This is a genomic window from Azospirillum sp. VT-I1, from assembly GCF_055698305.1.
In genome coordinates this window covers 123,527-136,167 of sequence record NZ_CP168802.1, presented here as the reverse complement: position 1 = coordinate 136,167, position 12,641 = coordinate 123,527, and the positions used below count along the sequence as shown (strand labels likewise).

The 12,641-nt window shown below is 68.7% G+C and carries 10 protein-coding genes; 9 read left to right on the top strand and 1 reads right to left on the bottom strand.

Annotated features, from left to right (window positions below; translation table 11 throughout):
- The first annotated feature begins 5 nt into the window (after positions 1-5).
- The 9 genes from AB8P05_RS14745 (at position 6) to AB8P05_RS14705 (ending at position 11,814) form a co-directional block, all read left to right on the top strand.
- On the top strand, positions 6-335 hold the full coding sequence (locus tag AB8P05_RS14745; RefSeq protein WP_455173153.1) for a sarcosine oxidase subunit delta: 330 nt from the start codon (positions 6-8) through the stop codon (positions 333-335).
- Entirely contained in the window at positions 332-3,331 is a 3,000-nt protein-coding gene (locus AB8P05_RS14740; protein WP_472759852.1) for a sarcosine oxidase subunit alpha, read from the top strand. Before AB8P05_RS14745 ends, AB8P05_RS14740 begins: the two co-directional genes overlap by 4 nt.
- Positions 3,332-3,342: 11 nt before the next feature.
- Positions 3,343-3,897, top strand: coding sequence for a sarcosine oxidase subunit gamma (locus tag AB8P05_RS14735; RefSeq protein WP_472759851.1), 555 nt, complete (start codon positions 3,343-3,345; stop codon positions 3,895-3,897).
- A gap of 17 nt (positions 3,898-3,914) precedes the next feature.
- A complete protein-coding gene (gene glyA / locus AB8P05_RS14730) occupies positions 3,915-5,189 on the top strand; it encodes a serine hydroxymethyltransferase (protein WP_472759850.1) in 1,275 nt (424 codons plus the stop codon).
- Positions 5,190-5,480: 291 nt separating this feature from the next.
- The gene (locus AB8P05_RS14725) at positions 5,481-6,863 is read left to right on the top strand and encodes an L-serine ammonia-lyase (RefSeq protein WP_472759849.1); all 1,383 of its coding nucleotides are present in this window, start codon (positions 5,481-5,483) and stop codon (positions 6,861-6,863) included.
- 89 nt (positions 6,864-6,952) lie between these two features.
- Complete coding sequence (locus tag AB8P05_RS14720) at positions 6,953-7,687, top strand: hypothetical protein (protein WP_472759848.1); 735 nt, start codon at positions 6,953-6,955, stop codon at positions 7,685-7,687.
- A gap of 160 nt (positions 7,688-7,847) precedes the next feature.
- The gene (locus AB8P05_RS14715) at positions 7,848-8,897 is read left to right on the top strand and encodes a putative 2-aminoethylphosphonate ABC transporter substrate-binding protein (protein ID WP_472759847.1); all 1,050 of its coding nucleotides are present in this window, start codon (positions 7,848-7,850) and stop codon (positions 8,895-8,897) included.
- Between the two features lie 110 nt (positions 8,898-9,007).
- Positions 9,008-10,093: a putative 2-aminoethylphosphonate ABC transporter ATP-binding protein gene (locus AB8P05_RS14710; RefSeq protein WP_472759846.1), complete on the top strand. Its 1,086-nt coding sequence runs from the start codon at positions 9,008-9,010 to the stop codon at positions 10,091-10,093.
- Entirely contained in the window at positions 10,090-11,814 is a 1,725-nt protein-coding gene (locus AB8P05_RS14705; RefSeq protein WP_472759845.1) for a putative 2-aminoethylphosphonate ABC transporter permease subunit, read from the top strand. The genes AB8P05_RS14710 and AB8P05_RS14705 overlap by 4 nt, the downstream gene beginning before the upstream one ends.
- Here the strand turns inward: AB8P05_RS14705 and AB8P05_RS14700 are convergent.
- A complete protein-coding gene (locus AB8P05_RS14700; protein WP_472759844.1) occupies positions 11,732-12,640 on the bottom strand; it encodes a LysR substrate-binding domain-containing protein in 909 nt (302 codons plus the stop codon). The genes AB8P05_RS14705 and AB8P05_RS14700 overlap by 83 nt on opposite strands.
- Position 12,641: the final 1 nt, after the last annotated feature.

Below are 12,641 nucleotides of genomic sequence, written 5' to 3'. Positions count from 1 at the left end.
CGACCATGCTGCTCATCCGCTGCCCCTATTGCGAAGCCGAGCGCCCGGAGGTGGAGTTCACCTATGCCGGCGAGGCGCACATCGCGCGACCGGCCGACCCCTCCGCCCTGTCCGACGACGAATGGCGCGACTTCCTGTTCATCCGCACCAACCCGCGCGGCCGGCATTTCGAACGCTGGCGCCACATGCATGGCTGCGGCCGCTTCTTCAACGCGGTGCGCGACACCGTGACCGACAAATTCGCCATGACCTACAAGGCTGGGGCTCCGCGTCCGAGCGACGAGGAGATCGCGCTCGCGGTCAGCGCCACCAGCGCCGGGGAAGCACGTCCATGAGCAATTTCCGCATTGCCGGCAAGGGCAGGGTCAACCGCAGCCGTCAGGTCCGCTTCACCTTCGACGGCGTCGACTACACCGGCTACGAGGGCGACACCCTGGCGTCCGCGCTTCTGGCGAACGGCGTCCATCTCGTCGGACGGTCCTTCAAGTACCATCGGCCGCGCGGCATCCTGTCCGCCGGATCGGAGGAGCCGAACGCGCTGGTCGGGACCGACCGCGGCAACGGGCGGTTCGAGCCCAACACCCGGGCGACGGTGCTGGAGGTCTTCGAAGGGCTGAAGACCGAGAGCCAGAACCGCTGGCCGTCGCTGACCCGCGACATCGGCGCGGTCAACGACGCGCTGTACATGCTGTTCTCGGCCGGCTTCTACTACAAGACCTTCATGTGGCCGAAGAGCTTCTGGGACAAGGTCTATGAGCCGGTCATCCGCAACGCCGCCGGTCTGGGCAAGGCGCCGACCGCCCCCGATCCCGACACCTACGCCAGCCGCTTCGCCCATTGCGACGTGCTGGTCGTCGGCGGCGGTGCCGCCGGCCTCGCTGCGGCGCTGGAAGCCGGCCGCGGCGGCGCCTCCGTCATCCTGTGCGATGAGCAGTCGGAAATCGGCGGCTCGCTGCTGTCGGAACCGACTGCCGAGATCAACGGGCAGCTGGCCTGGGACTGGCTGGAGGATGCCAACGCCGCGCTGGCGGGAATGCCGAACGTCACGGTGCTGCCGCGCACGACGGCCATCGGATATTACCACCAGAATTTCGTCGGCCTGTGCCAGCGGCTGACCGACCATCTGCACATCGTGCCGGAAGGCGCCCCGCGCGAGCGGATGTGGAAGGTGCGGGCCAAGCAGGTGGTTCTGGCCCAGGGCGCCATCGAGAAGCCGCTGGTGTTCGCCGGCAACGACCGGCCGGGCGTGATGCTGGCCGGCGCTGCGCGGACCTACCTGAACCGCTATGGCGTCAAGGTCGGCAACCGGGTCGTGGTCGTCACCAGCCATGACAGCGCCTGGCATGCCGCCTTCGATCTGGCCAAGGCGGGGGTGGAGGTCGCGGCCATCGTCGACGTCCGCGGCACCGTGCCGACCCAGCTGGTGGGCTCCGCCGATGCGCTGCGCATCAAGACGCGGATCGGCTGGACCGTCACCGGCACCAAGGGCCGGCTGCGCGTCTCCTCCGTGCGGGTCAATCCGGTGACGAACGGCGGTAAGGTCGGTGGCGCCGAGACCATCGCCTGCGACGCCCTGCTGATGTCGGGCGGCTGGACCCCCAGCATCCATCTGTTCTCGCACACCCAGGGGTCGCTGACCTGGAACGAGGACGGCCAGATGTTCCTGCCCGGCCGCGGCAAGGAAGAATGCCGTCTGGCCGGCGCCGGCAAGGGCCGCTTCGGGCTGAAGGCGGCGTTCGAGGACGGTGCCGCCGCCGGTGCCGCGGCGGCGGCCGATGCCGGGTTCAACACCGAACCGGCCACTTACCATGTCGAGGGCGAGCTGTCCTTCACCGGGGTGACCGGGCGGGAGCTGCCAACCGACCGCGATCCCGGCCATGCCAAGGCATTCGTCGATTTCCAGAACGACGTGATGGCCAAGGACATCCGGCTGGCCGTGCGCGAAGGCTTCAAGTCGATCGAGCACATCAAGCGCTACACCACCAACGGCATGGCGACGGACCAGGGCAAGACGTCCAACATCAACGGTCTGGCGGTCGCGTCCGATGCGCTGAAGCGGCCGATCCCGGCGGTGGGCCTGACCACCTTCCGCCCGCCCTACACCCCGACCACCTTCGGCACCTTCGCCGGCTACAACAAGGGCGAACTGTTCGACGTGACGCGCAAGACGCCGATCGACGGCTGGGCCGAGGAAAACGGCGCGGTGTTCGAACCGGTGTCGCTGTGGCGGCGCGCCTGGTACTTCCCGCAGGTCGGCGAGGACATGCACACGGCGGTGGCGCGCGAATGCAAGGCGGTGCGCACGTCGGTGGGCATGTTCGACGCCTCCACCCTCGGCAAGATCGAGATCGTCGGTCCCGACGCCGCCGAGTTCATGAACCGCATGTACACCAACGCCTGGACCAAGCTGGCACCCGGCCGCTGCCGCTACGGCCTGCTGCTGGGCGAGGACGGCTTCATCCGCGACGACGGCGTGATCGGGCGTCTGGCCCATGACCGCTTCCACGTCACGACCACCACCGGCGGTGCGGCGCGCGTGCTGAACATGATGGAGGATTACCTCCAGACCGAATGGCCGGACCTGAAGGTCTGGCTGACCTCGACCACCGAGCAATGGTCGGTGATCGCGCTGCAGGGGCCGAACGCCCGCAAGCTGATCGTGCCGTTCGTCGAGGGCATCGACCTGTCGGAGGGCGCCTTCCCGCACATGGCGGTGGCGACCGGCAAGATCTTCGGCGTGCCGACCCGGCTGTTCCGCGTCTCCTTCACCGGCGAACTCGGCTTCGAGATCAACGTCCCGGCCCGCTACGGCCGCGCGGTGTGGGAAAAGCTGTTCGAGGCCGGGCAGCGTTTCGGCATCACCCCCTACGGCACCGAGACGATGCACGTCCTGCGCGCCGAGAAGGGCTACATCATCGTCGGGCAGGATACGGACGGCACGTTGACGCCGGACGACGCCGGCCTGTCCTGGGCCGTCGGCAAGACCAAGCCGGACTTCGTCGGCAAGCGCTCCCTGTCCCGCCCGGACATGTTGGCGACCAACCGCAAGCAGCTGGTCGGTCTGCTGACCAGCGATCCGAAGACCGTGCTGGAGGAAGGGGCGCAGATCGTCCTCGACCCCAAGCAGCCGGTCCCGATGGAGATGGTCGGCCATGTGACCTCGTCCTACTGGAGTGCCGAGCTGGGGCGGTCCATCGCCCTGGCGGTGATCCAGGGCGGCCGGTCCCTGCAGGGCAAGACCGTGCATGTCCCGATGCCTGACAAGGTCCATGCCGCCACCATCACCGGCATGGTGTTCGTCGATCCCGAGAACACGCGTCTCAGCGCATAGGAGGTCTCCCCATGCTTCTGGCCAATCACCCGTTGCTGGGCAAGACCATCCCCGGCGACACCGCAAGCCGGCTGAGCATCCGTGCCGCCGAGGACACCGCCCGCTTCAGCCTGCGCATCGACCCCGCCGCCGTCCAGGCGGCCGGGGCCGCCTTCGGCACGCCGCTCCCCACCCGCATCGGCGGAATGGTGGAGGCCGGCGGCCGGGCAGCACTCCAGCTCGGTCCCGACGAGTGGATGCTGACGGCGCCGGTCGCCGAGACCGACGGCATCGCCGACGCCTTCGCCGCCCTTGAGGAACCGCACAGCCTGGTCGATGTCGGCCATCGCGAGGTCGGCATCCTGGTGGAGGGGGAGGCCGCGGCGCTCGCCCTGCGCTCGGCAATCGCCTTCGATGTGGACGCGATGGCGGTCGGCACCGGCTGCCGCACCATCTTCGACAAGGCGCAGATCGTCCTGATCCGCGAGGACGCCAACCGCTTCCGGATCGAGGTCTGGCGTTCCTTCGCCGACCATGTTTGGGGAATCCTGCACGCCGTCAGCCGCGAAATCGCGCTCGGCATCTGATCGAAAGAGAACTGCACATGAACCGTCACCAGTCTCTGCCGAAGCCCGATCTCGCCGATACTGCGATTGCCGCGGCCATCGGGCGCGAACTGAACCGCCAGAAGTACGAGATCGAGCTGATCGCCTCGGAAAACATCGTCTCGGCGGACGTGCTGGCCGCCCAGGGCTCGATCCTCACCAACAAATACGCCGAAGGCTATCCGGGCCGTCGCTATTACGGCGGCTGCGAGTTCGTGGACGAGGTCGAGACCATCGCCATCGAGCGCGCCAAGCAGCTGTTCGGCGCCGGCTTCGTCAATGTCCAGCCGCATTCGGGCGCCCAGGCCAACCAGGCCGTCTTCCTCGCCCTGCTGCAGCCGGGCGACCGGGTGATGGGCATGTCGCTGGCCCATGGCGGCCACCTGACCCACGGTTCGCCGGTGACGATGTCGGGCAAGTGGTTCGACATCGTCAGCTATGAGGTGCGCGAGAGCGACCAGCTGATCGACTATGACGCCCTGCGTGCCAAGGCACTGGAAACCAAGCCGAAGCTGATCGTCGCCGGTGCGTCCGCCTATCCGCGGGTGATCGACTTCGCCGAGTTCCGCCGCATCGCCGACGAGGTCGGCGCCTATCTGATGGTGGACATGGCCCATTACGCCGGGCTTGTCGCCACCGGCCAGTATCCGGACCCGCTGCCGCACGCCCATGTGGTGACCACCACCACGCACAAGACCCTGCGGGGCCCTCGCGGCGGCATGATCCTGACCAACGACGAGGCGCTGGCGAAGAAGTTCAATTCGGCGGTGTTCCCGGGCAACCAGGGCGGGCCGCTGATGCATGTCATCGCCGCCAAGGCGGTCGCATTCGGCGAGGCGCTGACCCCGGAGTTCAAGGCCTATGCCGCGCAGGTGGTGACGAATGCCAAGGTGCTGTCCGACACGCTGGTGAAGGGCGGGCTGGACATCGTCTCCGGCGGCACCGACTGCCACATGGTGCTGGTCGATCTGCGGCCGAAGGGTGTCAAGGGCCGCGATGCCGAACGCGCGCTGGAGCGGGCCGGCCTGACCTGCAACAAGAACTCGATCCCGTTCGACCCGGAAAAGCCGGCGGTGACCTCCGGCATCCGGCTCGGCACCGCGGCGGGCACCACCCGCGGCTTCGGCGAGGCGGAGTTCACGCGCATCGGCGAACTGATCCTGACCGTCGTCGACGCCCTTGCCGCCGCCGGCCCGGACGGCAATCCCGAAGTCGAGAAGCGGGTGCATGGCGAAGTCCGCGAACTGTGCGAGCGCTTCCCGATCTATGGGTGACCTGACGAGGCTGTGTTTTTGCGAAGACCGTCGGCCGTCATCCCCGCGAAGGCGCTACCGGATGGACGGCTCTCCCGATGCAGGAGAAGATCCCCTCTCCCCCCGGGGAGAGGGTTAGGGTGAGGGGGAGGCATTGCGAGTGTTTTCAAGCATCGCGAACCGCCCGATCCCCACAAAATCTCTGCAGTGCATCCCCCTCACCCCGACCCTCTCCCCGGGGGGAGAGGGGAGCAAATTTGAAGCGTCTCTCGGCAAGGCTTCCGCAACTCACGAATTCTGACGAGGCGCCCGATGTTTCTCAGCGTTTTCGATGTGTTCAAGATCGGCATCGGCCCGTCGTCGTCGCACACGATGGGGCCGATGACCGCGGCGGTGCGGTTCCTCGACATGCTGCGGGCGCAGGCGGACATCGTGCCCGCGGCGATCAGGGTGCGGCTGCACGGCTCGCTCGCCTTCACCGGCAAGGGCCATGCGACGGACCGTGCGGTGCTCCTCGGGCTTCTCGATTACCGGCCGGACAATCTCGACGTCGATGAAGCCGAAGAGCGGATCGCCGAGCTTTGGCGGACGCGGAGGCTGCATCCCGCCGGCCTGCCGGAGATGGATTTCGATCCCGAAACCGATCTGGTCTTCGACTTCGGGCCACCGCTGCCGGGCCATGCCAACGGGCTGGTGTTCCAGGCGTTGGACAGGGCGGGCAGGGTGGTGCTGTCGGAAATCTTCTATTCCATTGGCGGCGGCTTCGTCGTCACGGCGGCGGAACGGGAGTCCCCGCCGGCGGCGTCCGAGAACGACTCCACCGGCTGGCCCTATCCGTTCCACAATGCGGCGGCGATGCTGCGGATGGCGCGGGAAAGCGGTGTGTCCATCGCCGAGATGAAGCGGGCCAACGAGGTCGTCGTCCGCTCCCCCGCCGAGGTGGAGGAGAAGCTCGGCGCCGTCTGGGCGGCGATGAACGGCTGCATCGAGCGTGGCCTCAGCCTGGACGGCCAGCTTCCCGGCAGCCTGAAGGTGAAGCGGCGGGCCAAGGCCATCCACCAGCAGCTTCTGCGCGAACGCGGGGCGAATTCCAGCCAGCCGCATGTCGCCTCCGACTGGCTCAGCGTCTATGCGATGGCGGTCAACGAGGAGAATGCGGCCGGCGGCAAGGTGGTGACCGCGCCGACCAACGGGGCGGCCGGCGTCGTGCCGGCGGTGATCCGCTATTACCTGGACCATTGTGCCGGGGCGGAGCCGGCGAAGGTCGGCGATTTCCTGCTGACCGCCGCGGCGATCGGCGGCCTCATCAAGCACAACGCCTCGATCTCCGGGGCGGAGGCCGGCTGCCAGGGCGAGGTCGGGTCCGCCGCCGCCATGGCCGCGGCCGGACTGTGCGCCGTGCTGGGCGGAACGCCGGAGCAGGTGGAGAATGCGGCGGAAATCGCGCTGGAGCATCATCTCGGCATGACCTGCGATCCGGTCGCCGGCCTGGTCCAGGTGCCCTGCATCGAACGCAACGCCATCGGCGCCACCAAGGCGGTGGCCGCAGCCTCACTGGCGCTGCGCGGCGACGGTCAGCATTTCATGCCGCTGGACAACTGCATCCAGGCGATGCGGCAGACCGGCGAGGAGATGAGCACGAAGTTCAAGGAGACCAGCCTTGGAGGTCTTGCGGTCAACCTGCCGGAGTGCTGACGGCCCGGAGGGTTGGGGCGCTGTATCAGGGCCTGCATTCCCGGTCGGAGGCTGATGCTGTGCATGGCGGCACCAGGATCTTTGCTGCATTGGGCGGCGACTTGGAGCCGTTGCTGGCCTGCGGCTGGCTGCTGTCGATGATCCAGGGAACCGCCGTCACGGTCGGCCTTCCGCACACCGGGCCGGGTGGCGGGCCATGCGCGCGCGGCTTCATGGATTTGCATGTCCTGCGGCGGGAGCATGACGACGACATGCTGCTGCGTGCCGCCGCTGCCCAGGCGCGCCGCCTGGCGGCATTGCTCCCCGGCGACGGGGCGCTGGAACTGAGCCGCGATCCGCCGGCGGGGAATTTCGATTTGCTGATGGTCGCCCGCCCGCCGGTCGGCCGGTCCCTTGCCGGCAATCCGGCCTATTGGAACGCCGACGCGAAGCGGTTCGGCGCCGTCCTGGTGGCACCGCGTGAGACACCGTCCCGATTGGGGCGAAGCGTCACCATCCTGGCGGACGGACCGCCACGCGATCTGAAGTCCTTCGGCATCGCACGGCGGCTTTTCCCGACCATCGAGTCGGTTCACCTGATCCTGCGCGACGGGGTCGGCTCGGACCAGGAGCCCCGCTGGCTGGACCGGCTGAACTGCCGATGCCCTGTCCGGATTTCGACGCTGCGGTGGAGCGCCGCTGTGCTGACCGCCGCCATCGCTGGTGCCGGAGGCGACCTTCTGGTCGTGGAGCGTCCGGCGCGGTCCTGGCATCGAATGGGCTTCGAGTGGCGGCTGTCCGGTCTTCTGGATCATACGCCGGGGGCGATGCTGTTCGCCCTGTGAACGCGATCGCCGGCAGGTCGGCGGTTCCCTGTCCGGAGTCACCAAAGCTTAACGGGAGTGAACGGGCGCTTGGGCGTAGAGAGGCTCCTGTGCCGGGGCGGCGGACGATGCCGCTCCGGCACGCCTCCAGACCCGCCCATTCGACCACGGGAGCTTCCTGATGATCCGCCGCACCACTCTGCTCGGGACTTGTGCGCTTGCGCTTCTGGCCGCCGTCGCGTCCGTCACGGGGGCCGCCACGGAAGCCGCGGCAGCCACCCGCCTGACCGTCTACACCGCGCTGGAGAACGAACAGCTCACCCCCTACAAGAAGGCGTTCGAAGCCGACAATCCCGGCATCGAGATCGACTGGGTGCGCGATTCCACCGGCGTCGTCACCGCCAAGCTGCTGGCGGAGAAGGACAATCCCAAGGCCGACGTGGTGTGGGGCCTTGCCGCCTCCAGCCTGATGATCCTGGACGCGCAGGGCATGCTGATGCCCTACCAGCCGAAGGGTGCCGAGGCTCTCAAGCCCAGCTTCCGCGACGCCAAGTCCCCGCCGGCCTGGGTCGGCATGGATGCCTGGATGGCGGCCATCTGCTTCAACACGGTGGAGGCGGAGAAGAAGAAGCTGCCGAAGCCGACCTCCTGGGCCGACCTGCTGAAGCCGGAATACAAGGGCCAGATCGTCATGCCGAACCCGGCCTCCTCGGGCACCGGCTTCCTCGCCGTGTCGGGCTGGCTGCAGACCATGGGCGGCGACAAGGCCTGGGGCTACATGGACAGGCTGAACGACAACATCGCCCTCTATACCCATTCGGGCTCCAAGCCCTGCAAGATGGCGGCGGCCGGCGAATACCCGATCGGCATCTCCATCGAATACACCGGCGCCCAGCAGAAGACCAAGGGCGCGCCCATCGACGTGATCCTGGCCTCCGAAGGCGTGGGCTGGGAGATGGAGGCGACGGCCATCGTCAAGGGCACCCGCCATGCCGAGGCCGCGAAGGCGCTCGCCGACTGGGCGGCCAGCCGCAAGGCGAACGAGCAGTATGTGAACTTCTATCAGGTCACGGCGCATCCGGGCGTGACCAAGGAGACGCCGAACTATCCGAAGAACGCGGAAGCGGCGATGAACAAGACCAACGACTTCGCCTGGGCCGCCGCCAACCGCGACCGCATCCTGGCGGATTGGGAAAAGCGCTACGGCGCCAAGTCCGAACCGAAGAGCTGAGGCCGGCGGCAAGCCGACCCCAGGGGCGGGTGCCCCGACGCACCCGCCCGTCCTTTTCGCCTTCCGCCGGGACACACCGCTCCAGGATTCCGCCCCAGGATGTACCGCCGATGACTGTCCAGACAACCGCCGCGCCCCATCTCCGCCTGGAGTCCATCGTCAAGACCTTTGGGACCTTCACCGCGCTGAAGGGCGTGTCGCTCGACATCCGGCGCGGCGAGTTCGTCTGCTTCCTGGGGCCGTCCGGCTGCGGCAAGACCACGCTGTTGCGGGTGATCGCCGGGCTCGACCCGCAGAGCGGCGGGACGGTGTGGCTGGCGGACCGCGACGTATCGCGCCTGCCGCCCTCGGCCCGCGATTACGGCATCGTCTTCCAATCCTACGCGCTGTTCCCGAATCTGACCGTGCACAGGAACGTCGCCTATGGCCTGAAGCTGGGCCGGGCCGCCGAACGGGCGCGGGTGGATGAGCTGCTGGGGCTGGTCGGCTTGCCCGACGCCGGCCCGAAATACCCGGCCCAGCTTTCCGGCGGACAGCAGCAGCGGGTGGCGCTGGCCCGCGCGCTGGCGCCGTCCCCCGGCCTGCTTCTGCTGGACGAGCCGCTGTCGGCGCTGGATGCCCGGGTGCGGCTGCATCTGCGCCGCCAGATCCGCGAACTGCACCGCCGGCTGGGCATCACCACCATCATGGTCACCCACGACCAGGAGGAGGCGCTGACCATGGCCGACCGCATCGTGGTGATGAACGACGGTGTCATCGAACAGGTCGGCACCCCCGACGAGGTCTATCGCCGGCCGGCCAGCCCCTTCGTCGCCGACTTCGTCGGGGCGATGAACTTCCTGCCGGGCGTGCTGGAAGCGCCGGGGCGGGTGCGGCTGGGCAATCATGGACTGGACTGCGACGGCGACCATCTGGCCGCGTCGGGGCCGGGCACGGCGGTCACCGTCTGCCTGCGGCCGGAGGACGTGCAGGTGCGCGCGGCCGGCGGCGCCAACACGCTCGACGCGGTGATCGAAAGCCTGGAGTTCCTCGGCCCCTTCCACCGCGCCCGGCTGGCCGCCGACGGGCTGGGCGACGCCCGCGTCACCGCCGACCTGTCGGCCAATCTGGTGCGCGACCTGTCGCTGGAGTCCGGCCGCCGGCTGGCGGTGACCCTGCCGCGCGAGCGGCTGCGCGTGTTCGAGGCCGTGCGATGAGCGTGCTGCAGGCAAATGTGTCGAAGCCCTCCTTCTTCGCCGCCCGCCAATCCGGCCGGCCGGTGGAGCCGGGCGAGCGCCTGCTGTTCGGGCTGGGGATGGGCGGGATCGCGCTGTTCCTGGCGCTGTTCGTGCTGCTGCCGCTGTGCGCGCTGTTCCTGCGCAGCGTCTACGACCGCGACGGCGCCTTCGTCGGGCTCGCCAACTTCGCCGCCTTCCTGGAGGCGCCGACGCTGTTGCAGTCGGTGGTCAACAGCCTGACGCTGTCGCTGCTGGCCACGGTCATCACGGTGGCGCTGGCCTTTCTCTACGCTTTCTGCCTGACCCGCACCCACATGGCGGGCAAGGGGCTGTTCCGGCTGCTGGCGCAGATCCCGCTGCTGGCGCCGTCGCTGCTGCCGGCCATCGCGCTGGTCTATCTGTTCGGCAACAAGGGCATCCTGCGCGGCCTGCTGATGGGGGAGAGCATCTATGGCCCCATCGGCATCGTGATGGGCGAGGTCTTCTATGCCTTCCCCCATGCGGTGATGATCCTGACCGTGGCGCTGTCGACCTCCGACGCACGGCTGTACGAGGCGGCGGAGGCGCTGGGGGCCGGCGCCTGGAAGCGCTTCGTCACCATCACCCTGCCCGGCGTGCGCTATGGCCTGATCTCCGCGGTCTTCGTGGTGTTCACGCTGATCGTCACCGATTTCGGCGTGCCCAAGGTGATCGGCGGCTCCACCAACATGCTGGCGACCGACGTCTACAAGCAGGTGGTGGGCCTGCAGAATTTCGGCATGGGGGCGGTGGTCGGCATCGTCCTGCTGGTGCCGGCGGTGCTGGCCTTCGTCGCCGACTGGTTCGGCCAGCGCCGGCAGATGGCGCTGCTGTCCGCCCGCTCGGTGCCGTTCCAGCCGCGGGTGAACCCGGTCGGCGACCGGCTGGCCTTCCTGTTCTGTGCGCTGGTCGGCGGACTGCTGCTGGGGCTGCTGGGGGTGGCGGGCTTCGCCTCCATCGTCACCTTCTGGCCCTACAACCTGACGCCGACGCTGGCGAACTACGACTTCGCCCAGCTCGACGCGGCGGGCTGGGGCAGCTACGCCAACAGCCTGACGCTCGCCTTCTGGACCGCGCTGGCCGGCACCGCCATCGTCTTCACCGGCGCCTGGCTGGTGGAACGGGCGCCGGGGCGCGCCATGATGAAGGGGGCGGTGCGGCTGATGGCGATCCTGCCGCTGGCGGTGCCGGGCATGGTTCTGGGCCTTGCCTACATCTTCTTCTTCAACGCACCGTGGAACCCGCTGGGCTGGCTCTATCACGGCATGGCGATCCTGGTGCTGGCGACGGTGGCGCATTTCTACACCGTCAGCCACCTGACCGCCGTCACCGCCCTGAAGCAGCTGGACGCCGAATTCGAAGCGGTGTCGGCCAGCCTGAAGGTGCCGGTCTGGTCCACCTTCCTGCGGGTGACGGTGCCGCTCTGCCTGCCGGCCATCCTCGACATCGCCATCTATTTCTTCGTCAACGCCATGACCACGGTGTCGGCGGTGGTCTTCCTCTATGCGCCGGAGACCAAGCCGGCGTCGGTCGCCGTGCTGAACATGGACGACGCCGGCGAGGTGGCGGGGGCCGCCGCCATGGCGATGATGATCGTCCTCACCTCCGCCGTGGTGCGGGCGCTGCATGCCCTGCTGTCCTGGGCGCTGCAGCGGCGGACGCAGGCGTGGCGGCGGCGCTGAGGCCGGAGGAGTTGAGCGCGGACAGGGGGCCCCCGGCCTCCGCCGCCCCTTCCCGCGCCAGATCCAGGAAGGCCCGCACCACTGCCAGCCGGCGGCGTTCGCGCAGGCAGACCACATATTCGTCCATCTCGATCTCGGCCCCGGCGATGGGCAGCAGGACCAGCCGCCCGTCGCCGGTGAATTCGGCGGCGGACGTGAAGCCGATGCCCAGCCCGGCCGCCACCGCCTCCACCACCGCCTCGCGGCTTTGAATCTCGATCACGGCGGCCGGCGTGACCTCCGCCGCCGCCAGCGCGCCTTCGACCAGCCGGCGGGTCATCGATCCCGGTTCGCGCAGCACCAGCCGTTCCGCCGCCAGATCGACCAGCGCCACCGCCCGGCGCCGCGCCAGTGGATGCGTCTTCGGCAGCAGCACCCGCACCGGATCGCGCCGCAACGGCAGCACATAGAGCCGCGAATCCCCCGGCACGTCGGCCAGCACCGCCACGTCGATGCGCGTCTCCATCAGCCCTTCCAGCATGGTCCGCGAATTGCCGACCGCCAGCGTCACCGTCGGCCCGGGATGGGCGCGGGTGAATCGGGCGATCAGCGGCACCGCATGGAACGGCCCGTCCGCCCCCACGGCCAACGTGCCGCCATCCAGGTGCCGCACACCTGCCAGCAGTTCCATGGCTTCCTGTTCCGCCGCGAACAGGCGGCGGGTGACGGCGAACAGCGCCGTGCCGGTCTCGGTCAGCACCACCTGACGGTTGCCGCGGTCGAACAGGGTGACGCCGTAGGTCTCCTCCAGCGCCTTCACCTCCTGCGAACAGGTCGGCTGCGTCACG

Bases quoted from the DNA above. Each gene is read 5' to 3' on its own strand.
- AB8P05_RS14710 (WP_472759846.1), top strand. From the start codon at position 9,008: ATGACTGTCCAGACAACCGCCGCGCCCCATCTCCGCCTGGAGTCCATC.
- glyA (WP_472759850.1), top strand. From the start codon at position 3,915: ATGAACCGTCACCAGTCTCTGCCGAAGCCCGATCTCGCCGATACTGCG.
- AB8P05_RS14715 (WP_472759847.1), top strand. From the start codon at position 7,848: ATGATCCGCCGCACCACTCTGCTCGGGACTTGTGCGCTTGCGCTTCTG.
- AB8P05_RS14725 (WP_472759849.1), top strand. From the start codon at position 5,481: ATGTTTCTCAGCGTTTTCGATGTGTTCAAGATCGGCATCGGCCCGTCG.
- AB8P05_RS14745 (WP_455173153.1), top strand. From the start codon at position 6: ATGCTGCTCATCCGCTGCCCCTATTGCGAAGCCGAGCGCCCGGAGGTG.
- AB8P05_RS14705 (WP_472759845.1), top strand. From the start codon at position 10,090: ATGAGCGTGCTGCAGGCAAATGTGTCGAAGCCCTCCTTCTTCGCCGCC.
- AB8P05_RS14740 (WP_472759852.1), top strand. From the start codon at position 332: ATGAGCAATTTCCGCATTGCCGGCAAGGGCAGGGTCAACCGCAGCCGT.
- AB8P05_RS14735 (WP_472759851.1), top strand. From the start codon at position 3,343: ATGCTTCTGGCCAATCACCCGTTGCTGGGCAAGACCATCCCCGGCGAC.